Annotated in this window: 38 protein-coding genes and 1 pseudogene; all 39 read left to right on the plus strand. The window is 67.5% G+C overall.

The features are described from left to right. Window positions 1-521 precede the first annotated feature (521 nt). The 39 genes and pseudogenes from rpsL to truA all read left to right on the plus strand — a co-directional run bounded on the left by rpsL (window position 522) and on the right by truA (window position 25102). Window positions 522-896: a 30S ribosomal protein S12 gene (gene rpsL / locus ACIA5G_RS03485; RefSeq protein WP_003102113.1), complete on the plus strand. Its 375-nt coding sequence runs from the start codon at window positions 522-524 to the stop codon at window positions 894-896. Continuing rightward, entirely contained in the window at window positions 896-1366 is a 471-nt protein-coding gene (rpsG, locus tag ACIA5G_RS03490) for a 30S ribosomal protein S7 (RefSeq protein ID WP_003102106.1), read from the plus strand. Before rpsL ends, rpsG begins: the two co-directional genes overlap by 1 nt. Window positions 1367-1429: 63 nt before the next feature. After that, entirely contained in the window at window positions 1430-3529 is a 2100-nt protein-coding gene (gene fusA / locus ACIA5G_RS03495; RefSeq protein WP_395920628.1) for an elongation factor G, read from the plus strand. 131 nt (window positions 3530-3660) lie between these two features. Further along, a complete protein-coding gene (gene tuf, locus ACIA5G_RS03500) occupies window positions 3661-4854 on the plus strand; it encodes an elongation factor Tu (protein WP_395920629.1) in 1194 nt (397 codons plus the stop codon). A 425-nt stretch (window positions 4855-5279) separates the two neighbouring features. Continuing rightward, window positions 5280-5585 (plus strand): 30S ribosomal protein S10, encoded by a 306-nt coding sequence (gene rpsJ / locus ACIA5G_RS03505; RefSeq protein WP_003102098.1) that lies wholly within the window; start codon window positions 5280-5282, stop codon window positions 5583-5585. A gap of 31 nt (window positions 5586-5616) precedes the next feature. Continuing rightward, window positions 5617-6273 carry a 50S ribosomal protein L3 gene (rplC, locus tag ACIA5G_RS03510; RefSeq protein WP_395920630.1) on the plus strand — a complete coding sequence of 219 codons (657 nt, stop codon included), beginning with the start codon at window positions 5617-5619 and terminating at the stop codon, window positions 6271-6273. Further along, window positions 6270-6959 (plus strand): 50S ribosomal protein L4, encoded by a 690-nt coding sequence (gene rplD / locus ACIA5G_RS03515; RefSeq protein ID WP_395920631.1) that lies wholly within the window; start codon window positions 6270-6272, stop codon window positions 6957-6959. Before rplC ends, rplD begins: the two co-directional genes overlap by 4 nt. Then, a complete protein-coding gene (gene rplW / locus ACIA5G_RS03520; RefSeq protein WP_003102087.1) occupies window positions 6956-7267 on the plus strand; it encodes a 50S ribosomal protein L23 in 312 nt (103 codons plus the stop codon). The genes rplD and rplW overlap by 4 nt, the downstream gene beginning before the upstream one ends. A 15-nt stretch (window positions 7268-7282) precedes the next feature. Beyond that, window positions 7283-8119, plus strand: coding sequence for a 50S ribosomal protein L2 (gene rplB / locus ACIA5G_RS03525; protein ID WP_395920632.1), 837 nt, complete (start codon window positions 7283-7285; stop codon window positions 8117-8119). 18 nt (window positions 8120-8137) lie between these two features. Next, a complete protein-coding gene (gene rpsS / locus ACIA5G_RS03530; protein WP_003102083.1) occupies window positions 8138-8419 on the plus strand; it encodes a 30S ribosomal protein S19 in 282 nt (93 codons plus the stop codon). 29 nt (window positions 8420-8448) lie between these two features. Continuing rightward, window positions 8449-8868, plus strand: a complete 420-nt coding sequence (rplV, locus tag ACIA5G_RS03535; protein ID WP_290060366.1) for a 50S ribosomal protein L22 — start codon at window positions 8449-8451, stop codon at window positions 8866-8868. Beyond that, window positions 8868-9689: a 30S ribosomal protein S3 gene (rpsC, locus tag ACIA5G_RS03540; protein WP_395920633.1), complete on the plus strand. Its 822-nt coding sequence runs from the start codon at window positions 8868-8870 to the stop codon at window positions 9687-9689. Before rplV ends, rpsC begins: the two co-directional genes overlap by 1 nt. Before the next feature lie 3 nt (window positions 9690-9692). Beyond that, the gene (rplP, locus tag ACIA5G_RS03545; RefSeq protein WP_004558864.1) at window positions 9693-10112 is read left to right on the plus strand and encodes a 50S ribosomal protein L16; all 420 of its coding nucleotides are present in this window, start codon (window positions 9693-9695) and stop codon (window positions 10110-10112) included. Beyond that, a complete protein-coding gene (rpmC, locus tag ACIA5G_RS03550; protein ID WP_086675500.1) occupies window positions 10112-10357 on the plus strand; it encodes a 50S ribosomal protein L29 in 246 nt (81 codons plus the stop codon). The genes rplP and rpmC overlap by 1 nt, the downstream gene beginning before the upstream one ends. Continuing rightward, window positions 10354-10632: a 30S ribosomal protein S17 gene (gene rpsQ, locus ACIA5G_RS03555; protein WP_086675499.1), complete on the plus strand. Its 279-nt coding sequence runs from the start codon at window positions 10354-10356 to the stop codon at window positions 10630-10632. The genes rpmC and rpsQ overlap by 4 nt, the downstream gene beginning before the upstream one ends. A gap of 110 nt (window positions 10633-10742) precedes the next feature. Then, window positions 10743-11111: a 50S ribosomal protein L14 gene (rplN, locus tag ACIA5G_RS03560; RefSeq protein ID WP_004558867.1), complete on the plus strand. Its 369-nt coding sequence runs from the start codon at window positions 10743-10745 to the stop codon at window positions 11109-11111. Continuing rightward, window positions 11111-11425, plus strand: a complete 315-nt coding sequence (gene rplX, locus ACIA5G_RS03565) for a 50S ribosomal protein L24 (protein WP_395920634.1) — start codon at window positions 11111-11113, stop codon at window positions 11423-11425. Before rplN ends, rplX begins: the two co-directional genes overlap by 1 nt. After that, window positions 11425-11988 (plus strand): 50S ribosomal protein L5, encoded by a 564-nt coding sequence (gene rplE, locus ACIA5G_RS03570; RefSeq protein WP_395920635.1) that lies wholly within the window; start codon window positions 11425-11427, stop codon window positions 11986-11988. The genes rplX and rplE overlap by 1 nt, the downstream gene beginning before the upstream one ends. A gap of 4 nt (window positions 11989-11992) precedes the next feature. Further along, entirely contained in the window at window positions 11993-12178 is a 186-nt protein-coding gene (locus ACIA5G_RS03575; protein ID WP_284745392.1) for a type Z 30S ribosomal protein S14, read from the plus strand. A gap of 90 nt (window positions 12179-12268) precedes the next feature. Continuing rightward, window positions 12269-12667 (plus strand): 30S ribosomal protein S8, encoded by a 399-nt coding sequence (gene rpsH, locus ACIA5G_RS03580; RefSeq protein ID WP_247060528.1) that lies wholly within the window; start codon window positions 12269-12271, stop codon window positions 12665-12667. A gap of 16 nt (window positions 12668-12683) precedes the next feature. Further along, window positions 12684-13223 (plus strand): 50S ribosomal protein L6, encoded by a 540-nt coding sequence (gene rplF, locus ACIA5G_RS03585; protein WP_395920636.1) that lies wholly within the window; start codon window positions 12684-12686, stop codon window positions 13221-13223. A gap of 2 nt (window positions 13224-13225) precedes the next feature. Next, window positions 13226-13624, plus strand: coding sequence for a 50S ribosomal protein L18 (rplR, locus tag ACIA5G_RS03590; RefSeq protein WP_395920637.1), 399 nt, complete (start codon window positions 13226-13228; stop codon window positions 13622-13624). 34 nt (window positions 13625-13658) lie between these two features. Continuing rightward, window positions 13659-14306 carry a 30S ribosomal protein S5 gene (gene rpsE / locus ACIA5G_RS03595; RefSeq protein ID WP_103342416.1) on the plus strand — a complete coding sequence of 216 codons (648 nt, stop codon included), beginning with the start codon at window positions 13659-13661 and terminating at the stop codon, window positions 14304-14306. 1 nt (window position 14307) lies between these two features. Beyond that, entirely contained in the window at window positions 14308-14493 is a 186-nt protein-coding gene (gene rpmD, locus ACIA5G_RS03600) for a 50S ribosomal protein L30 (protein WP_020643215.1), read from the plus strand. Beyond that, window positions 14490-14936, plus strand: coding sequence for a 50S ribosomal protein L15 (rplO, locus tag ACIA5G_RS03605; RefSeq protein WP_395920638.1), 447 nt, complete (start codon window positions 14490-14492; stop codon window positions 14934-14936). Before rpmD ends, rplO begins: the two co-directional genes overlap by 4 nt. Before the next feature lie 119 nt (window positions 14937-15055). Next, window positions 15056-16249, plus strand: a complete 1194-nt coding sequence (locus tag ACIA5G_RS03610; RefSeq protein WP_395920639.1) for a hypothetical protein — start codon at window positions 15056-15058, stop codon at window positions 16247-16249. Between the two features lie 30 nt (window positions 16250-16279). After that, window positions 16280-16894, plus strand: a complete 615-nt coding sequence (locus ACIA5G_RS03615) for a LysE family translocator (RefSeq protein WP_395920640.1) — start codon at window positions 16280-16282, stop codon at window positions 16892-16894. 285 nt (window positions 16895-17179) lie between these two features. Further along, window positions 17180-18487, plus strand: a complete 1308-nt coding sequence (secY, locus tag ACIA5G_RS03620) for a preprotein translocase subunit SecY (protein ID WP_395920641.1) — start codon at window positions 17180-17182, stop codon at window positions 18485-18487. Beyond that, complete coding sequence (locus ACIA5G_RS03625; RefSeq protein ID WP_395920642.1) at window positions 18484-19038, plus strand: adenylate kinase; 555 nt, start codon at window positions 18484-18486, stop codon at window positions 19036-19038. The genes secY and ACIA5G_RS03625 overlap by 4 nt, the downstream gene beginning before the upstream one ends. A 44-nt stretch (window positions 19039-19082) precedes the next feature. Then, entirely contained in the window at window positions 19083-19859 is a 777-nt protein-coding gene (gene map / locus ACIA5G_RS03630; protein ID WP_395920643.1) for a type I methionyl aminopeptidase, read from the plus strand. Window positions 19860-20124: 265 nt separating this feature from the next. Beyond that, window positions 20125-20346: a translation initiation factor IF-1 gene (infA, locus tag ACIA5G_RS03635; protein WP_004558881.1), complete on the plus strand. Its 222-nt coding sequence runs from the start codon at window positions 20125-20127 to the stop codon at window positions 20344-20346. 33 nt (window positions 20347-20379) lie between these two features. Next, the gene (gene rpmJ, locus ACIA5G_RS03640; protein ID WP_004558882.1) at window positions 20380-20493 is read left to right on the plus strand and encodes a 50S ribosomal protein L36; all 114 of its coding nucleotides are present in this window, start codon (window positions 20380-20382) and stop codon (window positions 20491-20493) included. Window positions 20494-20699: 206 nt separating this feature from the next. Continuing rightward, window positions 20700-21080, plus strand: a complete 381-nt coding sequence (gene rpsM / locus ACIA5G_RS03645) for a 30S ribosomal protein S13 (RefSeq protein WP_034285908.1) — start codon at window positions 20700-20702, stop codon at window positions 21078-21080. Next, complete coding sequence (locus tag ACIA5G_RS03650) at window positions 21077-21262, plus strand: hypothetical protein (RefSeq protein ID WP_086681363.1); 186 nt, start codon at window positions 21077-21079, stop codon at window positions 21260-21262. Before rpsM ends, ACIA5G_RS03650 begins: the two co-directional genes overlap by 4 nt. An 18-nt stretch (window positions 21263-21280) precedes the next feature. Further along, complete coding sequence (gene rpsK, locus ACIA5G_RS03655; protein ID WP_004558885.1) at window positions 21281-21688, plus strand: 30S ribosomal protein S11; 408 nt, start codon at window positions 21281-21283, stop codon at window positions 21686-21688. Window positions 21689-21711: 23 nt separating this feature from the next. Next, window positions 21712-22317: a 30S ribosomal protein S4 gene (rpsD, locus tag ACIA5G_RS03660; protein ID WP_328445490.1), complete on the plus strand. Its 606-nt coding sequence runs from the start codon at window positions 21712-21714 to the stop codon at window positions 22315-22317. A gap of 105 nt (window positions 22318-22422) precedes the next feature. Further along, a complete protein-coding gene (locus ACIA5G_RS03665; RefSeq protein ID WP_004558887.1) occupies window positions 22423-23493 on the plus strand; it encodes a DNA-directed RNA polymerase subunit alpha in 1071 nt (356 codons plus the stop codon). Between the two features lie 41 nt (window positions 23494-23534). Then, window positions 23535-24032, plus strand: a pseudogene (gene rplQ, locus ACIA5G_RS03670) (50S ribosomal protein L17); the annotation flags it as partial. 242 nt (window positions 24033-24274) lie between these two features. After that, entirely contained in the window at window positions 24275-25102 is an 828-nt protein-coding gene (gene truA / locus ACIA5G_RS03675) for a tRNA pseudouridine(38-40) synthase TruA (protein ID WP_395921865.1), read from the plus strand.

A 25102-nucleotide genomic window follows, 5' to 3' on the forward strand; every position in this document is an offset into this window, starting at 1 on the left:
ACGTGAGCCGACTGTCTGGGTACGCGAACCGACTGTCTGGGTACGCGAACCGACTGTCTGGGTACGTGAGCCGGCTGCGGCGGGAATGGCGGCCGGACGCGGTGCGTTGAAACCACTGCGACCGGTGTCCGCCGCGGTTTCGCGGCGGAGGGTTTTCCCGCGGTGGCGCGGTTCCCGGACCACCGGGTGACCAGCGCGCCACCCGGTGGAATGTCCCGCGCGGTGGCGGCGTTCAGAGGTACGCTGGAAGTTCGCCGCCCTTCGGACCCCCCGCCGCGTTCGTCCCGGATCCGGGCGGGTATCTTTGGAGACCGTGCCCGGCAGGCGTCGGGCCGCTCCGCGTGCCGTGCGGCATGGGCGGGGTGCTCAGGCACCCGGTCACCGGCTTCGGCAGGTCGGGGTTCCGACGGAAAATCCCTACGGGAAGTTACCGGTCGTCAGACCGTGACGCGGGCCGACACGCCCGACCGCGGGGGCCGGTGAAGACACGAAGAAGCAGATCACGACAGGAAGCTGGTCCATTGCCCACGATCCAGCAGCTGGTCCGCAAGGGCCGCCAGGACAAGGCTGCCAAGCAGAAGACCGCGGCCCTCAAGGGGAGCCCGCAGCGGCGTGGCGTGTGCACTCGCGTGTACACCACGACCCCCAAGAAGCCGAACTCGGCGCTGCGCAAGGTCGCGCGTGTGAAGCTGACCAGCGGCATCGAGGTCACCGCCTACATCCCCGGTGAGGGCCACAACCTGCAGGAGCACTCGATGGTGCTCGTGCGCGGTGGTCGTGTGAAGGACCTTCCGGGTGTCCGTTACAAGATCATCCGCGGTTCTCTCGACACCCAGGGTGTGAAGAACCGCAAGCAGGCGCGCAGCCGGTACGGCGCGAAGAAGGAGAAGAGCTAATGCCCCGCAAGGGTCCGGCCCCGAAGCGGCCGCTGATCTCCGACCCCGTCTACGCCTCCCCGCTGGTCACCCAGCTGGTGAACAAGGTGCTGAAGGACGGGAAGCGGTCCCTGGCCGAGCGCATCGTGTACGGCGCGCTCGAAGGCGCTCGCGAGAAGACGGGCACCGACCCGGTCGTCACGCTGAAGCGCGCTCTCGACAACGTGAAGCCCACCATCGAGGTGAAGAGCCGCCGCGTCGGTGGCGCCACCTACCAGGTGCCGATCGAGGTCAAGCCGGGCCGCTCCACCACGCTGGCCCTGCGCTGGCTGGTCTCCTTCTCGCAGGCTCGCCGCGAGAAGACGATGATCGAGCGCCTGCAGAACGAGCTCCTGGACGCTTCCAACGGCCTCGGTGCCTCCGTGAAGCGTCGCGAGGACACGCACAAGATGGCCGAGTCCAACCGGGCCTTCGCGCACTACCGCTGGTGATGACCGCCCGGCTGTCGACCAAGCCATGCCGGGCCCCAAGCATGAGAACAGGGGAACACTCTCGTGGCACGTGACGTGCTGACCGACCTGAACAAGGTCCGCAACATCGGCATCATGGCCCACATCGACGCCGGCAAGACGACCACCACCGAGCGGATCCTGTTCTACACCGGGGTCAACTACAAGATCGGTGAAGTCCACGACGGCGCCGCCACCATGGACTGGATGGAGGAGGAGCAGAAGCGGGGTATCACCATCACCTCGGCTGCCACCACCACCTTCTGGGACGACCACCAGATCAACATCATCGACACCCCCGGGCACGTCGACTTCACCGTCGAGGTGGAGCGGAACCTGCGGGTGCTCGACGGTGCGGTCGCCGTCTTCGACGGCAAGGAAGGCGTCGAGCCGCAGTCCGAGCAGGTCTGGCGGCAGGCGGACAAGTACGACGTCCCGCGCATCTGCTTCGTCAACAAGATGGACAAGCTGGGCGCGGACTTCTACTACACCGTGAAGACCATCGTGGAGCGCCTCGGCGTCCGCCCGCTGGTCATCCAGCTGCCGATCGGCGCCGAGAACGACTTCGAAGGCGTTGTCGACCTGGTCCGCATGAAGGCGCTGACCTGGCGTGGCGAGGTCCAGAAGGGCGAGGACTACTCCGTCGAGGAGATCCCGGCCGAGCTGGCCGAGCTGGCCGCGGAGTACCGCGAGAAGCTCGTCGAGACCGTCGCCGAGGCGGACGACGCGCTGATGGAGAAGTTCCTGGAGGGCGAGGAGCTGACGGAGGCCGAGATCAAGGCCGGCATCCGCAAGCTCACCATCACCAGCCAGGTCTTCCCGGTGCTGGCCGGTTCCGCGTTCAAGAACAAGGGCGTGCAGCCCATGCTCGACGCGGTCATCGACTACCTGCCGACCCCGCTGGACGTCCCGGCCGTCGAGGGCCTGCTGCCCGACGGCGAGACCGTGGCGTCCCGCAAGGCGTCGGTCGACGAGCCGTTCGCCGCGCTCGCGTTCAAGATCGCCGCGCACCCGTTCTTCGGCAAGCTGACCTACATCCGGGTGTACTCGGGCAAGGTCGCCGCCGGCGCTCAGGTCGTCAACGCGACCAAGGAGCGCAAGGAGCGCATCGGGAAGATCTTCCAGATGCACTCCAACAAGGAGAACCCGGTCGACGACGCCCAGGTCGGCCACATCTACGCGGTCATCGGGCTGAAGGACACCACCACGGGTGACACCCTGGCGGACCCGCAGAACCCGATCGTGCTGGAGTCGATGACGTTCCCCGAGCCGGTCATCCGGGTCGCGATCGAACCGAAGACGAAGGCCGACCAGGAGAAGCTGTCCCTGGCGATCCAGAAGCTGGCCGAAGAGGACCCGACGTTCCAGGTCAAGCTGGACGAGGACACCGGCCAGACGATCATCGCGGGCATGGGCGAGCTGCACCTCGAGGTGCTGGTGAACCGGATGAAGTCCGACTACAAGGTCGAGGCGAACATCGGTAAGCCGCAGGTCGCCTACCGGGAGACCATCAAGAAGACGGTCGACAAGCTCGACTACGTTCACAAGAAGCAGACCGGTGGTTCCGGCCAGTTCGCGAAGGTCATCGTGAAGCTGGAGCCGCTGGAGCGCACCGACGGCGCGCTCTACGAGTTCGACAACAAGGTGTCCGGTGGCCGTGTGCCGCGGGAGTACATCCCGTCGGTCGACGCGGGCGCCCAGGACGCGATGCAGTACGGCGTCCTGGCCGGCTACCCGCTCGTCGGGTTGAAGTTCACCCTGTTGGACGGTGCGTACCACGAGGTCGACTCTTCGGAGATGGCGTTCAAGATCGCCGGTTCCATGGCGATGAAGGAAGCCGCGAAGAAGGCCCACCCCGTGATCCTGGAGCCGATGATGGCGGTCGAGGTGACCACGCCCGAGGATTACATGGGTGACGTCATCGGTGACCTCAACTCCCGTCGTGGTCAGATCCAGGCCATGGAGGAGCGGGCGGGCATCCGCGTCGTGAAGGCGCTGGTCCCGCTGTCGGAGATGTTCGGCTACGTCGGTGACCTCCGGTCCCGCACCCAGGGCCGGGCGAACTACTCCATGTTGTTCGACTCCTACGCCGAGGTTCCCGCGAACGTCGCGAAGGAAATCATCGCGAAGGCGACGGGGGAGTAACTCCCCCACCGCGCGCGGGCAGTTAAGGAACTCTCCTGAACGTCCGCTAGCACCGACGAAGGAACATTCGGGGGGCGGCAGCCACGCTGCCCCCCGAGCACAAAGCGAAATCAGTCCAGGAGGACATTCCAGTGGCGAAGGCGAAGTTCGAGCGGAGCAAGCCGCACGTCAACATCGGGACCATCGGTCACGTCGACCACGGTAAGACCACTCTGACCGCGGCGATCACCAAGGTTCTGCACGACAAGTACCCCGAGCTGAACGAGTCGCGTGCGTTCGACCAGATCGACAACGCGCCCGAAGAGAAGCAGCGCGGCATCACGATCAACATCTCGCACGTCGAGTACCAGACCGAGAAGCGTCACTACGCGCACGTCGACGCCCCCGGTCACGCGGACTACATCAAGAACATGATCACCGGTGCCGCCCAGATGGACGGCGCGATCCTGGTGGTCGCCGCGACCGACGGCCCGATGCCGCAGACCCGCGAGCACGTGCTGCTGGCCCGCCAGGTCGGCGTGCCCTACATCGTGGTCGCGCTGAACAAGGCCGACATGGTCGACGACGAGGAGATCCTCGAGCTCGTCGAGCTGGAGGTCCGCGAGCTGCTGTCCTCGCAGGAGTTCCCGGGCGACGACGCGCCGGTCGTGCGCGTTTCGGGCCTGAAGGCGCTCGAGGGCGACGAGAAGTGGGCTGACGCCGTTCTCGAGCTGATGACCGCTGTCGACGACAACGTGCCGGACCCGGTGCGCGAGCTCGACAAGCCGTTCCTCATGCCGATCGAGGACGTCTTCACGATCACCGGTCGCGGCACCGTCGTCACCGGTCGTATCGAGCGTGGCGTGGTCAACGTCAACGAAGAGGTCGAGATCGTCGGCATCAAGGAGAAGTCGACCAAGACGACTGTCACCGGTGTCGAGATGTTCCGCAAGCTGCTGGACCAGGGCCAGGCGGGCGACAACGTCGGCCTCCTCGTCCGCGGTATCAAGCGTGAGGACGTCGAGCGCGGCCAGGTCGTCGTGAAGCCGGGGACCACCACCCCGCACACCGACTTCGAGGGCCGGGTCTACATCCTGTCGAAGGACGAGGGTGGCCGTCACACCCCGTTCTTCAACAACTACCGCCCGCAGTTCTACTTCCGCACCACCGACGTGACCGGCGTCGTGACCCTCCCCGAGGGCACCGAGATGGTCATGCCGGGCGACAACACCGACATCTCGGTCGCGCTGATCCAGCCGGTCGCGATGGACGTGAACCTGCGCTTCGCGATCCGCGAGGGCGGCCGCACCGTCGGTGCGGGTCAGGTCACCAAGATCATCAAGTGATTTAACGCCCGGCCCGGGGGCAATACACCCCCGGGTCAGGGGCGTCAAATCACGTGTGCGACACTATTCAGGTTGCTCGTCCTGGGGCGGCCGATCCTCATCGAGGTTTTTCCTTGAGAGGGTCCGGCCGCCCTGGTGCGAGTGGCCACGGTCCGCCGAGCTCTTCCTTCGGGTTGCAGGCGAGCGGGCAAAGGCAGTGAGACGGTGTTCTTGCAAAAGCGCAGCCGGCTCATAGCCTCCTCACGTTGAGGAAGACCAGGCAAGACGACGATCCCGCGGGATCCGTCTGTGCGTCGGGCGCGACACGCCCGACCGCGTGGACCGGGGACAGGGCCGTTGAACTGCGGAAACCCAGGCCAAAGTGGAGACACGGCGGCGGGGTTTGTGAGATAGCGGCACGAGACGACAAGGAACGAGCAGCCACCATGGCGGGACAGAAGATCCGCATCCGGCTCAAGGCCTACGACCACGAGGCGATCGACACCTCGGCGCGCAAGATCGTGGAAACGGTCACGCGCACCGGCGCCCGGGTCGTCGGGCCGGTGCCGCTGCCCACCGAGAAGAACGTTTACTGCGTCATCCGCTCGCCGCACAAGTACAAGGACTCGCGCGAGCACTTCGAGATGCGCACGCACAAGCGTCTGATCGACATCCTCGACCCGACGCCGAAGACGGTCGACGCGCTCATGCGCATCGACCTGCCGGCGAGCGTCGACGTCAACATCCAGTAAGCGTTGGGCGAGCGGCGGAGATAAGAGACTCATGTCTGACAGGCAGATGAAGGGCATCCTGGGCACCAAGCTCGGCATGACCCAGGTCTTCGACGAGCAGAACCGGGTTGTCCCGGTCACCGTCGTGAAGGCCGGTCCGAACGTGGTGACCCAGGTTCGGACTCAGGACAAGGACGGCTACACGGCCGTGCAGCTGGCGTTCGGCGCGGTCGACCCGCGCAAGGTGAACAAGCCGCGCACCGGCCACTACGACAAGGCGGGCGTGACCCCGCGGCGCTTCCTCGCGGAGCTGCGTACCACCGACGCCGAGACCTACGAGGTCGGCCAGGAGATCACCGCCGAGGTGTTCGCCGCCGGCGTCGAGGTCGACGTGACCGGTACCAGCAAGGGCAAGGGCTACGCCGGTGTCATGAAGCGCCACGGCTTCAAGGGCCAGGGCGCGAGCCACGGTGCCCAGGCCGTGCACCGCAAGCCGGGCTCCATCGGTGGCTGCGCCACCCCCGGCCGCGTCTTCAAGGGCCTGCGCATGGCGGGCCGGATGGGCAACGACCGGGTCACCACGCAGAACCTGACCGTGCACGCCGTGCGTGCCGAGGACGGCCTGCTGCTGATCAAGGGCGCCGTGCCCGGTCCCAAGGGCGGTCTGCTGTTCGTTCGCAGCGCCGCGAAGGGTGGTAACTCCGAATGACAAGCGTCGAGCTGAAGACCCCGGCCGGTAAAGCCGACGGCACCGTGGACCTCCCCGAGGAGATCTTCGACGTGCAGGCCAATGTCGCGCTGATGCACCAGGTCGTGATCGGCCAGCTGGCCGCCGCGCGCCAGGGCACGCACGACACGAAGACCCGTGGTGAAGTTCGCGGTGGCGGCAAGAAGCCGTACCGCCAGAAGGGCACCGGCCGTGCCCGCCAGGGTTCGACCCGCGCGCCGCAGTTCGCCGGTGGTGGCGTCGTGCACGGCCCCACGCCGCGCGACTACACCCAGCGCACCCCGAAGAAGATGAAGGCCGCCGCCCTGCGTGGCGCCCTCTCCGACCGGGCCCGCGCCGGCCAGCTGCACGTCGTCACCGAGCTGGTGACCGGCGAGAAGCCGTCGACCAAGGCCGCCAAGACCGTGCTCGCCGCCGTGACGCAGGCGAAGCGCGTGCTCGTGGTGCTGCACCGGGACGACGAGCTGAGCTGGGTTTCCCTGCGGAACCTGCCCGAGGTGCACCTGCTCTGGGCCGACCAGCTCAACACCTACGACGTGCTGGTCAACGACGACGTCGTGTTCACCAAGGCCGCGTACGACGTGTTCGTCGCCGGCCCCGTCCGCGGCAAGACCGTCAAGGCTTCCGCGCGGTCGGGCGAGGTCACGGAAGGGAGTGACGAGAAGTGAGTTCGGTCGCCATTCCGGACCCCCGCGACATCCTGCTCGCGCCGGTCATCTCCGAGAAGTCCTACGGGCTGCTCGAGGACCACAAGTACACGTTCATCGTCCGCCCGGACGCCAACAAGACCCAGATCAAGATCGCGGTCGAGAAGGTGTTCGGCGTCAAGGTGGTCAGCGTCAACACGGCCAACCGCCAGGGCAAGCGGAAGCGGACTCGCGCAGGCTTCGGCAAGCGCAAGGACACCAAGCGCGCCATCGTGACTCTTTCGCCCGAGAGCAAGGCGATCGAGATCTTCGGCGGACCCACCGCGTAAAGGACTGAGCTGACAATGGGCATCCGCAAGTACAAGCCGACGACCCCGGGTCGTCGCGGTTCGAGCGTCTCGGACTTCGCCGAGATCACCCGCTCCACTCCGGAGAAGTCGCTGCTTCGTCCGCTGAGCGGTTCGGGCGGTCGCAACTCGTCCGGCAAGATCACCACCCGGCACAAGGGTGGCGGCCACAAGCGTGCTTACCGCGTCATCGACTTCCGTCGTAACGACAAGGACGGCATCCCCGCCAAGGTCGCGCACATCGAGTACGACCCCAACCGGTCCGCTCGCATCGCGCTCCTGCACTACGCCGACGGCGAGAAGCGCTACATCATCGCGCCGGAGAAGCTGCGCCAGGGTGACACGATTGAGAACGGCCCCCGGGCCGACATCAAGCCGGGTAACAACCTGCCGCTGCGCAACATCCCGGTCGGCACCGTGATCCACGCGATCGAGCTCCGCCCCGGTGGCGGCGCGAAGATGGCGCGGTCCGCGGGCGCGAAGGTGCAGCTCGTCGCCAAGGACGGTCCGTACGCCCAGTTGCGTCTCCCCTCGGGCGAGATCCGCAACGTGGACGTGCGCAACCGCGCCACGGTCGGCGAGGTCGGCAACTCCGAGCACGCCAACATCAACTGGGGCAAGGCGGGTCGTAACCGCTGGCGCGGCAAGCGCCCCACGGTCCGTGGTGTCGTCATGAACCCGGTCGACCACCCGCACGGTGGTGGTGAGGGTAAGACCTCCGGTGGTCGCCACCCGGTCAACCCGAACGGTAAGCCCGAGGGTCGCACGCGCCGGCGCAAGCCGAGCGACGCCCTCATCGTCCGCCGCCGGCGTACCGGCAAGAACAAGCGCTGAGCAGGGAGGTAGAACAACATGCCACGTAGCCTCAAGAAGGGCCCCTTCGTGGACGACCACCTGCTCAAGAAGGTGGACGCGCTGAACGAATCGGGCAAGAAGACCGTCATCAAGACCTGGTCGCGACGCTCGACGATCATCCCGGATTTCCTGGGTCACACGATCGCCGTGCACGACGGCCGCAAGCACGTCCCGGTGTTCGTCACCGAGGCCATGGTGGGTCACAAGCTGGGCGAGTTCGCCCCGACGCGGACCTTCAAGGGTCACATCAAGGACGACCGCAAGTCGCGCCGCCGCTGAGCGGGCACGAAACCAGACAGGAAGTAGCGATGAACGCCCAGAACGACGTGACGACCGAGGCTGAACTGCCTACGGCGTACGCGCGGGCTCGCTTCGTCCGGGACTCGCCGACCAAGGTGCGCCGGGTGATCGAGCTCATCAAGGGACGTAGCGCCGCCGATGCCTTGGCCGTGCTCCGGTTCGCCCCGCAGGCGGCCAGCGAGCCGGTCGCGAAGGTGCTCGCCAGCGCCGTGGCCAACGCCGAGAACAACCTTCAGCTGGACCCGGACACCCTCTGGGTCAAGAACGCGTACGCGGACGAGGGCCCGACCCTCAAGCGCATCCGTCCGCGGGCCCAGGGCCGCGCGTACCGGATCCGCAAGCGGACCAGCCACATCACCGTCGAGGTGGAGTCGCGTCCGGCCGTTGCGCAGAAGGCGCAGAGCAAGAAGAAGGCAGGTGGCCGGTAGTGGGCCAGAAGATCAACCCGCACGGCTTCCGCCTGGGTATCACCACGGACTGGAAGTCGCGCTGGTACGCGGACAAGCAGTACGCGGAGTACGTGGCCGAGGACGTCAAGATCCGGAAGCTGCTCTCCACCGGCATGGAGCGCGCCGGCATCTCCAAGGTCGAGATCGAGCGCACCCGTGACCGGGTCCGCGTCGACATCCACACCGCCCGGCCGGGCATCGTCATCGGCCGCCGCGGCGCGGAGGCCGACCGGATCCGCGGCGCGCTGGAGAAGCTGACCAAGAAGCAGGTCCAGCTGAACATCCTCGAGGTCAAGAACCCCGAGGCCGACGCCCAGCTGGTCGCCCAGGCGGTCGCGGAGCAGCTTTCCAACCGCGTGGCGTTCCGCCGCGCGATGCGGAAGGCGATCCAGACCTCCATGCGCTCGCCGCAGGTCAAGGGCATTCGCGTGCAGTGCGGCGGTCGTCTCGGCGGTGCCGAGATGTCCCGCTCCGAGCACTACCGCGACGGCCGGGTCCCGCTGCACACGCTGCGCGCCGACATCGACTACGGCTTCTTCGAGGCCAAGACGACGTTCGGGCGCATCGGCGTCAAGGTGTGGATCTACAAGGGTGAGCTCGTCGGTGGCCTGAAGGCCCGCGAAGCCCGTGACGCCGCCGAGCGCGCGCCGCGTCGCGAGCGCAGCGACCGGCCGTCCCGTCCGCGTCGTTCCGGCGCCTCGGGCACGACCGCCACCTCGACCGAAGCCGGTCGCGCCGCCGCTGCCGCCACGACCGAGGCGGCCCCGGCCACCGAGACCGCAGAAAAGACGGAGGGCTGAGACGTGCTCATCCCGCGCAGGGTCAAGCACCGGAAGCAGCACTCCCCGAAGCGCCACGGCGCCGCCAAGGGTGGCACGAAGGTCAGCTTCGGCGAGTACGGCATCCAGGCGCTTGAGCACAGCTACGTGACGAACCGGCAGATCGAGTCCGCTCGTATCGCCATGACCCGTCACATCAAGCGTGGCGGCAAGGTGTGGACGACCATCTACCCGGACCGTCCGCTGACGAAGAAGCCGGCCGAAACCCGCATGGGTTCCGGTAAGGGTTCGCCCGAGTGGTGGATCGCCAACGTGAAGCCGGGCCGCGTCATGTTCGAGATCTCGTTCCCGAACGAGGAGACCGCCCGCGAGGCGCTCCGTCGCGCGATCCACAAGCTGCCCATGAAGTGCCGCATCGTGACCCGTGAAGGTGGTGAGTTCTGATGGCGAACGCTGGTGCCCTGGCATCGGAGCTGCGTGAGCTCACCGCGGAAGAGCTCGTCCTGCGTCTGAAGGAATACAAGGAGGAGCTCTTCAACCTCCGCTTCCAGATGGCGACCGGGCAGCTCGACAACAACCGCCGTCTGCGCACCGTCCGCACGGACATCGCGCGGATCTACACGGTCATGCGCGAGCGCGAACTCGGCCTGTCCGTTGCCCCCGACGCCGAGAGTGAAGGTGCCGCATGAGCGAGCCCACCACCGAGACGCCGGCCCGGAACGACCGCAAGGTCCGCGAGGGCTACGTCGTCTCGGACAAGATGAACAAGACGATCGTGGTCGAGCTCGAAGACCGCAAGAAGCACCCCCGTTACTCGAAGGTTCTCCGCAGCACCACCAAGGTCAAGGTGCACGACGAGAACAACGAGGCGGGCGTGGGCGACCGGGTCACCCTGATGGAGACCCGCCCGCTGTCGGCGACGAAGCGGTGGCGCCTGGTGCAGATCGTGGAGAAGGCCAAGTAAGCAGGGCTCTCATCGAGAGTCTTTAGTTCCGCAAGGCTCGCCACTGTGAGGCTCACGAACCGTGAAACCTCACAAGCGGGCGAGAACCGGCGCGACATACAGGAGTTGACGTGATCCAGCAGGAGTCGCGGCTTCGGGTAGCCGACAACACGGGTGCGAAGGAAATCCTCTGCATCCGCGTTCTCGGTGGTTCCGGGCGGCGCTACGCCGGCATCGGCGACATCATCGTCGCCACCGTGAAGGACGCCATCCCGGCTGCCGGGGTGAAGAAGGGCGATGTCGTCAAGGCCGTCATCGTCCGCACGGTCAAGGAGCGTCGTCGTCCGGACGGTTCCTACATCCGGTTCGACGAGAACGCCGCCGTGCTCATCAAGAACGACAACGAGCCCCGCGGCACCCGCATCTTCGGCCCGGTGGGCCGCGAGCTGCGCGACCGAAAGTTCATGAAGATCATTTCGCTCGCGCCGGAGGTCTTGTGATGAAGGTGAAGAAGGGCGACACGGTCGTCGTCATCGCCGGCAAGGACAAGGGCGCCAAGGGCAAGGTCATCCAGGCTTACCCCGAGCGCGACCGCGTGCTGGTCGAGGGCGTGAACCGGATCAAGAAGCACACGCGGATCACCCAGACCCAGCGCGGTGCGCAGTCCGGCGGCATCGTCACGCAGGAGGCCCCGATCCACGTCTCCAACGTGATGGTCGTCGACGCGGACGGCAAGCCGTCCCGGGTGGGTTACCGCATCGGCGAGGACGGCAAGAAGGTCCGGATCTCGCGCCGGAACGGTAAGGACATCTGATGACCACCGCAGAGAAGGTCGCGCCGCGCCTCAAGGTGCGCTACCGCGAAGAGATCAAGGGCCAGCTTCAGGCGGAGTTCTCCTTCACCAACGTCCACCAGATCCCGGGCGTCGTGAAGGTCGTCGTGAACATGGGTGTCGGCGACGCCGCCCGTGACAGCAAGCTGATCGAGGGTGCGGTCAAGGACCTCGCCCTGATCACCGGCCAGAAGCCCGAGGTCCGCAAGGCCCGCAAGTCCATCGCGCAGTTCAAGCTCCGCGAGGGTCAGCCGATCGGCGCGCGCGTCACGCTGCGCGGCGACCGCATGTGGGAGTTCCTCGACCGGCTGCTGACCATCGCGCTGCCGCGTATCCGCGACTTCCGCGGGCTTTCGCCCAAGCAGTTCGACGGCCACGGCAACTACACGTTCGGTCTCAACGAGCAGTCGATGTTCCACGAGATCGACCCCGACTCCATCGACCGCCCGCGCGGCATGGACGTCACCGTCGTCACGACCGCCACGAACGACGACGAGGGCCGGGCGCTGCTGCGCAAGCTCGGCTTCCCGTTCAAGGAGAACTGAGCCGATGGCCAAGAAAGCACTGGTCCACAAGGCCGCGAAGAAGCCGAAGTTCGCCGTGCGCGGCTACACCCGCTGCCAGCGGTGCGGCCGCCCGCACGCGGTGTTCCGCAAGTTCGGGCTCTGCCGGATCTGCCTTCGCGAGATGGCGCACGCGGGCGAGCTGCCCGGGGTCCGCAAGTCCAGCTGGTAAAAGCGTTTCTTTAACTCCCACTTCGCCACAGGCCCCGCCGCCCGTACTCCGGGTGGCGGGGAACCAGGCGAGAAAGGTTGACAGGTCACCATGACGATGACCGACCCGATCGCAGACTTCTTGACCCGTCTGCGTAACGCGAACTCGGCGTACCACGACGAGGTCGTGCTTCCCCACTCGAAGCTCAAGGCGAACATCGCGGAGATCCTCAAGCGTGAGGGTTACATCGCGAGCTACCGCGACGAGCCGGGCGAGAAGCACAAGAACCTGATCGTCGAGCTCAAGTACGGCCCCAACCGTGAGCGCAGCATCGCCGGCCTCCGGCGCGTGTCCAAGCCCGGCCTGCGGGTCTACGCAAAATCGACCGAACTGCCGTCCGTTCTGGGTGGCCTCGGCGTCGCGATCCTTTCGACGTCTTCGGGGCTGCAGACGGACCGTCAGGCCAAGCGCAACAGCGTGGGCGGCGAAGTCCTCGCCTACGTCTGGTAAGGAAGGGGGCACAGACATGTCACGCATCGGAAAGCTGCCGGTCGCCGTCCCCTCCGGGGTCGAGGTGACCATCGACGGTCAGCGCATCAGCGTCAAGGGCCCCAAGGGGACCCTGGAGCACACCATCGCCGAGCCGATCACGGTCGAGCGCGATGAGGACGGCACCCTGCTGGTCAAGCGCCCGGACGACGAGCGCTACAGCAAGGCCATGCACGGCCTCACCCGCACGCTGGTGAACAACCTCGTGGTGGGCGTCACCGCCGGCTACGAGAAGAAGCTCGAGATCCACGGTGTCGGTTACCGCGTGCAGGCCAAGGGCTCGGACCTCGAGTTCGCCCTGGGCTACTCGCACCCGGTGAAGATCGAGGCCCCGGAGGGCATCACCTTCAAGGTGGAGACCCCGACCCGGTTCTCGGTGTCCGGTATCGACAAGCAGAAGGTCGGCCAGATCTCGGCCGTCATCCGCAAGCTGCGGCGCCCGGACCCGTACAAGGGCAAGGGCCTGCGGTACGAGGGTGAGAAGATCCGCCGCAAGGTCGGAAAGACGGGTAAGTGATCATGAGCGACACGACTACGAAGCGCAAGCCGGTGGGCAAGGACATCTCGACCCGCCGCCGCGTTGCGAAGGCCCGTCGGCACTTCCGGCTCCGCAAGAAGGTCTCGGGCACCGAACAGCGTCCGCGCCTGGTCGTCAAGCGGTCTTCGCGGCACATCGCCGTGCAGGTCATCGACGACCTGGTCGGCCACACGCTGGCGTCGGCGTCCACCGTCGAGGCGGACGTTCGGGCGCTGGACGGCGACAAGAAGGCCAAGGCCGCCAAGGTCGGGGAACTCGTCGCCGCTCGGGCCAAGAACGCCGGGATCTCGGCTGTGGTGTTCGACCGTGGGGGCAACGCCTACCACGGCCGCATCGCCGCGCTCGCCGACGCCGCCCGTGAGGCGGGGTTGGAGTTCTGACGATGCAGAAGCTTGTTAACGGAAGGAATGCCTGATGCCGGGACGTACACGGCAATTCGGCGGCGGACAGGGCGGACCCGGCGGGCAGGGCGGCAACGACCGCAATGACCGTCGCGGTGGCGGCCGGGACCGGCGCGACAGCGGCCGTGGCGGGGCCGGCCAGGACAAGACCCCGCACCTCGAGAAGGTCGTGACGATCAACCGCGTCGCCAAGGTCGTCAAGGGTGGTCGTCGCTTCAGCTTCACCGCCCTCGTCGTCGTCGGTGACGGTGACGGTCAGGTCGGCGTCGGCTACGGCAAGGCCAAGGAAGTTCCCGCGGCCATCGCCAAGGGCGTCGAGGAAGCGAAGAAGAACTTCTTCCGCGTCCCCCGCGTCGGCGGCACCATCCCCCACCCGATCACGGGTGAGGAAGCCGCCGGTGTGGTGCTGCTCCGTCCGGCGTCCGCCGGTACCGGGGTCATCGCCGGTGGCCCGGTGCGCGCGGTGCTGGAGTGCGCGGGCGTCCACGACGTGCTGTCGAAGTCGCTCGGCTCCGACAACGCGATCAACATCGTGCACGCGACCGTGGCGGCCCTGAAGGGTCTGCAGCGTCCCGAAGAGGTCGCGGCCCGCCGCGGTCTCCCGCTCGAGGACGTCGCTCCGGCCCGGATGCTGCGCCAGCGCGCGGGGCAGGGGGTCTGACATGACTCAGCTCAAGGTCACCCAGGTCAAGAGCAAGATCGGCACGAAGCACGCTCACCGCGAGTCGCTGCGCACCCTCGGGCTGCGCAAGATCCGCCAGAGCGTCGTGCGTGAAGACACCCCCCAGGTGCGCGGCCTGATCCACACCGTCCGCCACCTGGTGGAGGTCGAGGAGGTCCAGGCATGACGGCCATCAAGATCCACCACCTGCGCCCGGCTCCGGGCTCGAAGCGCGAGAAGATGCGCGTCGGCCGTGGTGAGGGTTCGAAGGGCAAGACGGCCGGTCGCGGTACGAAGGGCACCAAGGCCCGGAAGAACGTGCCCGCCGGGTTCGAGGGTGGGCAGATGCCCATCCACATGCGGCTCCCGAAGCTTCGCGGCTTCAAGAACCGCTTCCGCACCGAGTACCAGCCGGTGAACGTGGGCGACATCGCCCGCGTCTTCCCGGACGGTGGCAAGGTCGGCAACGAAGAGCTCGCCGCGGCGGGGCTCGTCCGCAAGGGCAAGCTCGTCAAGGTGCTCGGCAACGGTGACGTCGACGGCGTCAAGCTCGACGTGACCGCCGACGGTTTCTCCGGCTCCGCCAAGGAGAAGCTCGAAGCGGCCGGTGGCTCCGCCACCACCAACTGAGCGGTACCCCGTTCGAAGGCCCGCTTGGTCCGCCAGGCGGGCCTTCGGCGTTCCGGGGGTTCGCCACCCGACCGGACAGGTTCCTTGCCGCGGCGCGGATCCGGACGGAGGATCATCAGGTGGACAGACCGTCGCAGGAGCCGCCGGACCGGCCGGGCCCGCCCGCCGCCGATGCCGAGTCGCCGTTGAGCTTCCCGGTGGAAGCCCCGCGGCCGGAGGGTGTGGAGCCGGGAGCGGGATCACCGCTGAGCTTCCCGGTGGAGGTGCCGCGGTCTGCGGATGTCGGGCCGCCGGGGGAGGGGCTCGCGTCGCCGGGGGAGCCGCTGAACTTCCCGGCCGAGGCTTCGAGGACAGCCGATGTCGCGCTGCCGGGGGAGCCACTGAACTTCCCGGTCGAAGCTTCGAGGACAGCCGATGTCGCGTCGCCGGGGGAGCCGCTGAACTTCCCCGTCGAAGCTTCGAGGCCCGCGGCTGAGCAGCTCCCGCCGTTGACCTTCCCGATCGACGCCACACCGCCTCCGCCACCAGCACCGCCGGCCTTCCCGGCCGACCCCGCACAGCCTTCGCCACCAGCACCGTTCCCGGTCGCGGAGCTACCCGGCCTGCCTGCGCAACCACCCCCAACGCCCCCGCCGACCGCAGAGGCCGCCGAGAGCTCAGAGGCCGCCGAAGCCGCCGAGCCGACCGAACCGGCCGAACCCCCGGCACCCTGGCGGCTCCTCCTCCCACCCGTCCTCACCGCCATCGCCGCGCTGATGACCATCGGCGGGCTCTTCCTCCCGCTGTTCCGGGTCCAGCAGCAGCTCAGCCTCCGCCGGCCGTCCTACGAGGCCCAGGTGTCGATGACCCAGACCGTCTGGGGCACGCGCATCGAAGTGCCCGGGCAGGAAGCCGCCGAGCGGGCGGGCGCGCCCGTCGGGATCCCGCTGATCCTCGTGGTCATCGTGCTGTTCGCCGCGACCTTCGTCGCCTTCACGCAGCCGGGGCGCGGCGCCGCCCGGCGGCTGGTCGCGGGCGGGGCGGTCTTCACCGCCGGCGTGGTCACCACCATCGGGATGAGCCGGTTCGAGTGGGCGAACATCCCCGGCGCCGAAGAGCTGGAAGTCGTCACCACCCTCGGCATGTGGCTGCTGATCCTGGCCACCGTGCTGGTCGCCGTGGCCGCGGTCGTCGCCTACCTGCCCAGCTGGCGGCAAAGCACCGGTGACGACTGGGCCGACCCCACGCTGGCCTACGCCGACACCCCGACCCCGCCCACCGGCGTCGCCATCACGCTGCTGCCCCCGGACCCCGACGACGACCAGCGCCCGTAACTCGCTCGCGGCGGTCATTACGGTGAAAGTGTGTGGGTTTTCTTCGGAGCTTCCGTACTCATCGCGCTTACGCCGGGCGCGAACAACCTCCTCGGCCTCCACCACGGTATGACGCACGGTGTTCGCCGCGGGCTCGCCGGGCTGGGTGGCCGGCTGGCCGCGTTCACGCTGTTGATCACGGCCGTCGCGGCCGGGCTGGGGCAGCTGCTGGCCGCGTCCGAGACCGCGTTGACGATCATCAAGTGGGCCGGCGCCGCCTACCTGCTCTACCTCGGCCTGCGCTTGCTGTGGTCGACGTTCCGAGGCGAACGAGCGGTCGCCGAGGAGGTCGCCGAACCGCGGTCCGCGTGGCGGGTCGCGCGCAAGGAGTTCGGCGTCGCGATCACCAACCCGAAGGCGATCCTCATCTTCACCGCGTTCGTCCCGCAGTTCATCAACGCAGGTCACGGATCCTTTCCGGCCCAGATCGCCCTGCTCGGCGCGGTGTACCTGCTGGCCGAGCTCCTGGCCGGCTCGGTCTACGTAGCCGTCGGCGCCGGGCTGAAGTCGATCAAGCTGACCCGGCGGGCGCGGCGCCGCGTCGACCGCGGCACCGGGGTGGTCCTGGTCGGCCTCGCCGGGGTCCTCGCGACCTCGAACGCGTGACCCGCACGGCCCCGGATTTGCCCCCACCGCAGGGGAATGTGTCAAGGGTTACGGCCGACCCGGCGATGTGGATCAACCCGCCGGAGCAACCTTGGTACGGAAAACGCACACGGACTGCGGACACGCCCTGTGAAGCTGTTAGAGTCGGCGACACGCTTCGGGACGAGTGTGCCCCGAAGCGTTCCTGGCTTGCCTGCCAGTAGTGCTGTGTGTTCCTGCCGGCCCCCGTGCCGGCCAAGCCGATCGTCGGTTAGGACAGCCGACGACGCCGAGGAGGTCCCCCGCGTGCTCAGCGCCTTCCGCTCGGCTCTCGCGACGCCGGATCTACGCAAGAAGATCCTGTTCACGCTAGCCATCGTCGCGGTTTACCGAATCGGTGCGACCATTCCGGCCCCCGGTATCTCGTACGCTGCCGTCCAGGCATGCAGCTCCCAGGCGCAGCAGGAGGGCGTCTACCAGCTGCTGAACCTGTTCAGCGGTGGTGCGCTGCTCCAGTTGTCGCTCTTCTCGACCGGCATCATGCCGTACATCACGGCGAGCATCATCATCCAGCTGCTGACCGTCGTCATCCCTCGGTTCGAGGAGCTGAAGAAGGAAGGGCAGTCCGGCCAGGGCAAGCTGACCCAGTACACCCGGTACCTGACGGTCGCGCTGGCGATCCTGCAGGCCACCGGCGTGGTCGCGCTCGCGGACCGCAAGCAGCTCTTCCCGGACTGCGACTCGCCGATCATCCCGGACAACAGCGTCTACTCGCTGGCGATCATCGTCATCACCATGACCGCGGGCACCGCCGTCATGATGTGGCTGGGCGAGCTGATCACCGAACGCGGCGTCGGCAACGGCATGTCCGTCCTGATCTTCCTGAACATCGCGGCGCGCATCCCGGTCGAGGGCGGCAACATCCTCAGCAACGGTGGTGGCATCGCGCTGACGATGATCTGCGTCTTCGGCCTGGTGATCATCGCCAGCGTCATCTTCGTCGAGCAGGGGCAGCGCCGGATCCCGGTGCAGTACGCCAAGCGCATGATCGGCCGCCGGATGTACGGCGGCACGTCGACCTACCTGCCGATCAAGGTGAACCAGGCCGGCGTCATCCCGGTCATCTTCGCGTCTTCCCTGCTGTACCTGCCGGACCTGATCAGCCGCCTCGTCGGCGACCAGAACGCCAACTCCGGCTGGCAGGTCTTCATCAAGAACTACGTCGTGAACCAGTCCAGCTGGGTGCACATCGCGCTGTACTTCGCGCTGATCATCTTCTTCACGTACTTCTACATCACGATCACGTTCAACGTGGACGAGCGTGCGGACGAGATGAAGAAGTTCGGTGGTTTCATCCCGGGCATCCGCCCGGGCCGGCCCACCGCGGAGTACCTGAGCTTCGTCCTCGGCCGGATCACCCTGCCGGGCTCGCTGTACCTGGGCATCATCGCGATCCTCCCGAACTTCTTCCTGTCGGTGACCGGTAGCGGGAACAACCAGAACTTCCCGTTCGGTGGCACGGCTGTGCTGATCATGGTCGGTGTCGGGCTCGACACCGTGAAGCAGATCGAAAGCCAGCTGATGCAGCGCAACTACGAAGGGTTCTTGAAGTGACGCGGCTGGTTCTCGTGGGTCCGCCCGGCGCGGGCAAAGGTACGCAGGCGGTGGCGCTGTCCGAGCAGTTGCGGATCCCGCACATCTCGACCGGCGACCTCTTCCGCGCCCACGTCGGCCAGGAGACCCCGCTCGGCCAGGAGGCCAAGCGCTACCTGGACTCGGGCGAGCTCGTGCCCGACTCGGTGACCAACGAGATGGTCCGCGAGCGGCTCGCCGAGCCGGACGCGAAGGCCGGCTTCCTGCTCGACGGCTTCCCCCGCAACACCAAGCAGGCCGAGGTCCTCGGCGAGATCCTCGGCGACGCCGACGTCTCGCTCGACGCCGTGATCCAGCTGCAGGTGCCGGAGGACGTCGTGGTCGGGCGGCTCATGTCGCGCGGCCGCGCGGACGACACCGAAGAGGTCATCCGCCGCCGTCAGCAGATCTACGTCTCGGACACCGCGCCGCTGCTCGAGTACTACGCCGGCATCCTGGTGACCGTCGACGGTGTCGGCAGTGTCGAAGAGATCTCCGGCCGGGTGCTGAAAGCGCTGCGCGACCGCACGTGAATCTCGGAGGATTGCGTGTTCTGCAAGTGCTCCGGCGTGGGCGCATGATCGAGGTCAAGACCCCGGACGAGCTGCAGGCGATGCGGGCCGCAGGGCTCGTCGTGGCCCGCACGCTCGCGGCCGTTCGCGCCGCCGCGGTCCCGGGAGTCAGCACCGCCGAGCTCGACGAGCTGGCCGAGCAGACCATCCGGGACGCCGGCGCGGTGCCGTCGTTCAAGGGTTACCACGGCTTCCCGGCGTCGATCTGCGCGTCGGTGAACGAACAGATCGTCCACGGCATCCCGGCGAAGACCCAGGTGCTGGCCGACGGCGACATCATCTCCGTCGACTGCGGCGCCATCCTCGACGGCTGGCACGGCGACTCCGCCGTCACGCTGGCCATCGGCGACGTCTCCGGCACCGACCTGGCGCTGTCCGCGGCGACCGAGGCGGCGATGTGGGCCGGCATCGAGGCGGTCAGCGCCGGCGGCCGGCTCACGGACATCTCCTACGCCGTCCAGTCGGCCGCCGAGCGAGCGGGCCGCGACGACGGTGTCGAGTACGGGATGATCGTCGAGTACGGCGGCCACGGCATCGGCCGCCAGATGCACATGGACCCGTTCCTGCCGAACGTCGGCAAGCCGGGCAAGGGCCCGCGGCTGAAGCCCGGCATGGCCCTGGCGATCGAGCCGATGCTGACCGGCGGCGGCGGGGAGACCCGCGAGCTGGACGACGGCTGGACGGTCGTCACGGCCGACGGCTCCCGCGCGGCCCACTGGGAGCACACAGTCGCGATCACCGACGACGGCCCCTGGGTGCTTACCGCCCCGGAAGACGCCTGACCTGCGCATTCACCCACTCGTGGTGATCGTGATCACGTCCACCTGCACGTTCCTCTAGCATGATTACCCCCGGTTTGGGGGTCGCGACACGGGTTGCGTACACTGTCAAGTCGGCGCACTTATCGCGCCCGGATCTTGCGTGCTCGTGAATTCACGATCTTGGGAGCCGGGCACCAGTGTGCCACGCAACACCCGACCCAGCACTAGTGCTCGAGTTGATCACGGTGTGGCGACGGACGATCGATGACAAGGAAATGCGGAGGACATGGCGAAGAAAGACGGGGCCATCGAGGTCGAAGGCCGCGTAGTCGAGCCGCTCCCCAACGCGATGTTCCGCGTCGAGTTGGAGAACGGTCACAAGGTCCTGGCACACATCAGCGGCAAGATGCGGCAGCACTACATCCGCATCCTGCCCGAGGACAGGGTTGTCGTGGAGCTCTCGCCCTACGACCTCTCTCGTGGTCGCATCGTCTACCGCTACAAGTGATCACGAAGAGCAGCTACTAGGAGAGCAGAAGACGTGAAGGTCCAGCCGAGCGTCAAGAAGATCTGCGACAAGTGCAAGGTGATCCGCCGCCACGGCCGGATCATGGTGATCTGCGAGAACCTGCGGCACAAGCAGCGGCAGGGCTGATCTCCCAGCACTCGACCAGAGTGGATTGACGGCTACACAACCTCCCCGCACCTGCCGGGCCACGCGAGTGGCCCGGTTCACCCCCGGACTTCAGGCCGGGGCCGGGACACCCGAAGCGCAAGCAGAGGGCACGACAGGCGAGTCGGTCCCGGAACCGGACGGGGAGCAGACCTGAAGATGAATTCAATGAAGGAGCATCAACGCCAATGGCACGACTCGCTGGCGTAGACCTCCCCCGCGAAAAGCGGTTGGAGATCGCGCTTACGTACATCTACGGCATCGGCCGTACCCGCTCGAAGCAGCTCATCAAGGCTGCCGAGCTCAACGCGGACACCCGCGTCAAAGACCTCAGCGATGACGACCTCGCGAAGCTGCGTGTGTACATCGAAGAGAACTTCAAGGTCGAGGGTGACCTTCGCCGCGAGGTGAACGCCGACATCCGTCGGAAGATCGAGATCGGGTGCTACGAGGGCCTTCGCTGGCGCCGCGGACTTCCCGTCCGTGGTCAGCGCACGAAGACCAACGCCCGTACCCGCAAGGGTCCGAAGAAGACGGTCGCCGGCAAGAAGAAGGCTGGCAAGAAGTGAGCGTCCAGGGCAAGAAGGTCGTGCAGATGGGCGGCGTCCAGCGCCGCGGCACGGCTTGCGTTTCGCCCAAGGCGCTCTACGCCCGCCCGATGGCGCTCCGCAACCTGTACACCGACGCCGGTTCGATCATCCGGCGCGGACAGGCCGAAGCGGTCGCCGCTCACCAAGAGAACGCGCGCTAACAGGAGATCCCTCACAACATGCCACCGAAGTCTCGTACTGCGGCCGGGGCCAAGAAGGTCCGCCGCAAGGAAAAGAAGAATGTTGCGCACGGTCACGCGCACATCAAGAGCACCTTCAACAACACCATCGTCTCGATCACGGACCCGACCGGTGCCGTGATCGCGTGGGCGTCGAGTGGTCACGTGGGCTTCAAGGGCTCCCGTAAGTCCACCCCGTTCGCCGCGCAGATGGCCGCCGAGAACGCTGCCCGCAAGGCCGCCGAGCACGGCATGAAGAAGGTCGACGTCTTCGTGAAGGGCCCGGGTTCGGGCCGCGAGACGGCGATCCGCTCGCTGCAGGCGGCCGGCCTCGAGGTCGGCACCATCCAGGACGTGACCCCGCAGCCTCACAACGGCTGCCGCCCGCCCAAGCGGCGCCGGGTCTGAGGAACGGGGAGGAGTAAGAAGAAATGGCTCGTTACACCGGCCCCGCGACGCGTATTTCGCGTCGCCTCAAGGTTGACCTCATCGGCGGCGACCAGGCTTTCGAGCGTCGCCCCTACCCGCCGGGCCAGCACGGCCGCGGGCGCATCAAGGAGTCCGAGTACCTCCTGCAGTCGCAGGAGAAGCAGAAGGCTCGCTACACCTACGGCGTTCTCGAGCGTCAGTTCGTCCGGTACTACAAGGAAGCCGTCCGGCGTCCCGGTAAGACCGGTGAGAACCTGCTGCAGATCCTCGAGTCCCGCCTGGACAACGTGATCTACCGCGCCGGCATCGCCCGCACCCGCCGTCAGGCGCGTCAGCTGGTGAGCCACGGTCACTTCGTGGTCAACGGCGTCAAGGTCAACGTCCCGTCGTACCAGGTCTCGAAGTGGGACATCATCGACGTGCGGCCGAAGTCGTTCGCGATGCTGCCCTTCGTCGTGGCGAAGGAGTCCTACGGCGACCGCCCGATCCCGGCGTGGCTGCAGGTCGTCCAGTCCAACCTCCGCGTGCTGGTCCACCAGCTGCCGGAGCGTGCGCAGATCGACGTTCCGGTTCAGGAACAGCTGATCGTCGAGCTTTACTCGAAGTAGTCCGGCCCTGGCTGGACGCAGGGCGGCGGTGCAACAGGTGCGCCGCCGCCGCGCCATCCCTTCGACGTCATATGGCGGGCGTCGTCTGGAAAGGAATTAGGAAGAATGCTGATTTCCCAGCGGCCGGCTCTCGGCGAAGAGACGGTCAACGAGACCCGCTCCCGGTTCACCATCGAACCGCTGGAGCCCGGCTTCGGCTACACGCTCGGCAACTCGCTGCGTCGTACGCTGCTGTCGTCCATCCCGGGCGCGGCCGTGACGAGCATCCGCATCGACGGCGTGCTGCACGAGTTCACCACCGTCCCGGGGGTGAAGGAAGACGTCACCGACATCATCCTGAACCTCAAGGAGCTCGTGGTGTCCTCGGAAGAGGACGAGCCGGTCACCATGTACCTGCGCAAGCAGGGCCCCGGTGAGGTCACGGCGGCCGACATCGTGCCGCCGGCGGGTGTCACCGTGCACAACCCGGACCTGCACATCGCGTCGCTGAACGGCAAGGGCAAGCTCGAGATCGAGCTCGTCGTCGAGCGCGGCCGCGGTTACGTTCCGGCCCTGCAGAACAAGCAGGCGGGCGCGGAGATCGGCCGGATCCCGGTCGACTCGATCTACTCGCCGGTGCTCAAGGTGACCTACAAGGTCGAGGCCACCCGTGTCGAGCAGCGCACCGACTTCGACAAGCTGATCCTGGACGTCGAGACCAAGCCGTCGATCACGCCGCGCGACGCGGTCGCGTCGGCCGGCAAGACGCTGGTGGAGCTGTTCGGTCTCGCCCGCGAGCTGAACGTCGACGCCGAGGGCATCGAGATCGGCCCGTCGCCGCAGGAAGCGGACACCATCGCCGCCTACGCGATGCCGATCGAGGACCTGGACCTCACCGTCCGGTCGTACAACTGCCTCAAGCGCGAAGGCATCCACACGGTGGGCGAGCTGGTCTCGCGCTCCGAGGCGGACCTGCTCGACATCCGCAACTTCGGCGCCAAGTCGATCGACGAGGTCAAGCTCAAGCTCGTCGGCCTCGGCCTCGCGCTGAAGGACAGCCCGCCCGGGTTCGACCCGACCGCGGCGGCCGCCAGCTACGACGGTGAAGGCTGGTCGGAGGGTGTCGGTGGCATCGCCGACGGGATTTCGGACGGCCACGACGATGGCCAGGACTACGCAGAGACCGAGCAGCTCTGAGGCGCTGAGCCTGGACGCTGTGAGCTGAACTAGGAGAACCAATGCCCACCCCTACCAAGGGAGCCCGGCTCGGCGGGTCGTCCGCGCACGAGCGGCTGATCCTGGCCAACTTGGCCACGCAGCTGTTCGAGCACGGCAAGATCACCACCACCGAGGCGAAGGCGAAGCGGGTCCGTCCGCTGGCCGAGAAGCTGATCACGAAGGCGAAGCGGGGCGACCTGCACAACCGCCGTCAGGTTCAGCGCGTCGTCCGTGACAAGGACGTCGTCCACAAGCTGTTCGACGAGATCGGTCCGCACTTCGCGGAGCGTCCCGGCGGTTACACCCGGATCACCAAGACGATGCCGCGCAAGGGCGACAACGCCCCGATGGCGGTCATCGAACTGGTGCCGGAGAAGACCGTGACGTCCGAGGCCGAGCGGGCTCGCAAGACGAAGTTCGCCAAGGACGAGAAGAAGACCGCCGCTGTCGAGGCTCCGGCCACCGAGGAAGCCGCTTCGGAGGCTCCCTACGGTGAGGGCAGCCACGCCGCGCTCGAGGACGGGACGCAGCCCGAGGGCTTCCCGATCAAGGGCAACGACGAGTCGAAGTACTACCACACCGAGGAAAGCCCGTACTACGAGCAGACCAAGGCCGAGGTGTGGTTCGCCTCCGCCGAGGCTGCCGAAGCCGCGGGCTTCTCGCTGCCGCCGTCGCAGCAGGACGACGAGTCCTGACGACGGAAGCCGTTCCGGACGAGCCCGCCCTCCCCGCTGGGGACGGCGGGCTCGTTCGTCTGCGTCTGGACGTCTCCTACGACGGCACGGACTTCTCGGGCTGGGCCCGCCAGCCGGGCCGCCGCACGGTCCAGGGTGTCCTGGAGGAGGCCCTCCAGCGGCAGCCGCCGGGGGCGTCGGTGCCGAAGTCCGTGGTCGTGGCGGGCCGCACGGACGCCGGAGTGCACGCGAGCGGCCAGGTGGTGCACGTCGACGTCGTGCCGCTTGCGGACTCCTCCGGGCGGATTCCGGTGTCCCCGGAAGGCATCCCGGACCTGGCCCGCATGGCCGGGCGCTGGAACCGCCTCCTGCCCGGTGACGTGCGTGTCCTGGGCGCGCGAGTGGCCCCCGCGGGCTTCGACGCCCGGTTCTCGGCGATCCGCCGGCACTACCGCTACCGCGTGTCCGATGCACCGTGGGGCGTGGATCCATTGCGGCGCAACGACACCCTGGCCTGGAACCGTCCACTGTCGACGGACGCGATGAACTCCGCCGCGGTGGCGTTGCTGGGCCTGCAGGACTTCGCGGCGTACTGCAAGCAGCGCGACACGGGCACGACGATCCGCGAGCTCCAGCGGCTGGAGTGGCGCCGGATCGACGAGCACCTGCTGGAGGTCGAGGTCTCGGCGGACGCGTTCTGCCACTCGATGGTCCGCAGCCTGGTCGGCGCCCTGCTCCTGGTGGGCGACGGCCGCCGCGCCGGCACCTGGCCCGCGGAGGTCCTGGCGAGCGGCGTTCGCGACAGCGCGGTGGCCCCGGCCCACGGCCTGACCCTCACGGCAGTGGACTACCCGCCGGACGCCGAGCTGGCCGCCCGCGCCGAGCAAACCCGCAACGTCCGCACCTCCCCCTGA

The organism is Amycolatopsis sp. NPDC051758, assembly GCF_044453095.1.
In the GTDB taxonomy this organism is placed as follows: domain Bacteria; phylum Actinomycetota; class Actinomycetes; order Mycobacteriales; family Pseudonocardiaceae; genus Amycolatopsis.

Bases quoted from the DNA above. Each gene is read 5' to 3' on its own strand.
- rpsM (WP_034285908.1), top strand. From the start codon at position 20,700: ATGGCACGACTCGCTGGCGTAGACCTCCCCCGCGAAAAGCGGTTGGAG.
- rpsE (WP_103342416.1), top strand. From the start codon at position 13,659: ATGCCGGGACGTACACGGCAATTCGGCGGCGGACAGGGCGGACCCGGC.
- rpsG (WP_003102106.1), top strand. From the start codon at position 896: ATGCCCCGCAAGGGTCCGGCCCCGAAGCGGCCGCTGATCTCCGACCCC.
- rpsS (WP_003102083.1), top strand. From the start codon at position 8,138: ATGCCACGTAGCCTCAAGAAGGGCCCCTTCGTGGACGACCACCTGCTC.
- rpsJ (WP_003102098.1), top strand. From the start codon at position 5,280: ATGGCGGGACAGAAGATCCGCATCCGGCTCAAGGCCTACGACCACGAG.
- ACIA5G_RS03575 (WP_284745392.1), top strand. From the start codon at position 11,993: ATGGCCAAGAAAGCACTGGTCCACAAGGCCGCGAAGAAGCCGAAGTTC.
- rplB (WP_395920632.1), top strand. From the start codon at position 7,283: ATGGGCATCCGCAAGTACAAGCCGACGACCCCGGGTCGTCGCGGTTCG.
- rpmD (WP_020643215.1), top strand. From the start codon at position 14,308: ATGACTCAGCTCAAGGTCACCCAGGTCAAGAGCAAGATCGGCACGAAG.
- rpsD (WP_328445490.1), top strand. From the start codon at position 21,712: ATGGCTCGTTACACCGGCCCCGCGACGCGTATTTCGCGTCGCCTCAAG.
- rplO (WP_395920638.1), top strand. From the start codon at position 14,490: ATGACGGCCATCAAGATCCACCACCTGCGCCCGGCTCCGGGCTCGAAG.
- rplR (WP_395920637.1), top strand. From the start codon at position 13,226: ATGAGCGACACGACTACGAAGCGCAAGCCGGTGGGCAAGGACATCTCG.
- rplE (WP_395920635.1), top strand. From the start codon at position 11,425: ATGACCACCGCAGAGAAGGTCGCGCCGCGCCTCAAGGTGCGCTACCGC.
- rplD (WP_395920631.1), top strand. From the start codon at position 6,270: ATGACAAGCGTCGAGCTGAAGACCCCGGCCGGTAAAGCCGACGGCACC.
- rpsK (WP_004558885.1), top strand. From the start codon at position 21,281: ATGCCACCGAAGTCTCGTACTGCGGCCGGGGCCAAGAAGGTCCGCCGC.
- rplV (WP_290060366.1), top strand. From the start codon at position 8,449: ATGAACGCCCAGAACGACGTGACGACCGAGGCTGAACTGCCTACGGCG.
- rplX (WP_395920634.1), top strand. From the start codon at position 11,111: ATGAAGGTGAAGAAGGGCGACACGGTCGTCGTCATCGCCGGCAAGGAC.
- rpsQ (WP_086675499.1), top strand. From the start codon at position 10,354: ATGAGCGAGCCCACCACCGAGACGCCGGCCCGGAACGACCGCAAGGTC.
- rpsH (WP_247060528.1), top strand. From the start codon at position 12,269: ATGACGATGACCGACCCGATCGCAGACTTCTTGACCCGTCTGCGTAAC.
- map (WP_395920643.1), top strand. From the start codon at position 19,083: ATGATCGAGGTCAAGACCCCGGACGAGCTGCAGGCGATGCGGGCCGCA.
- infA (WP_004558881.1), top strand. From the start codon at position 20,125: ATGGCGAAGAAAGACGGGGCCATCGAGGTCGAAGGCCGCGTAGTCGAG.
- ACIA5G_RS03665 (WP_004558887.1), top strand. From the start codon at position 22,423: ATGCTGATTTCCCAGCGGCCGGCTCTCGGCGAAGAGACGGTCAACGAG.
- rpmC (WP_086675500.1), top strand. From the start codon at position 10,112: ATGGCGAACGCTGGTGCCCTGGCATCGGAGCTGCGTGAGCTCACCGCG.
- rplC (WP_395920630.1), top strand. From the start codon at position 5,617: ATGTCTGACAGGCAGATGAAGGGCATCCTGGGCACCAAGCTCGGCATG.
- rplF (WP_395920636.1), top strand. From the start codon at position 12,684: ATGTCACGCATCGGAAAGCTGCCGGTCGCCGTCCCCTCCGGGGTCGAG.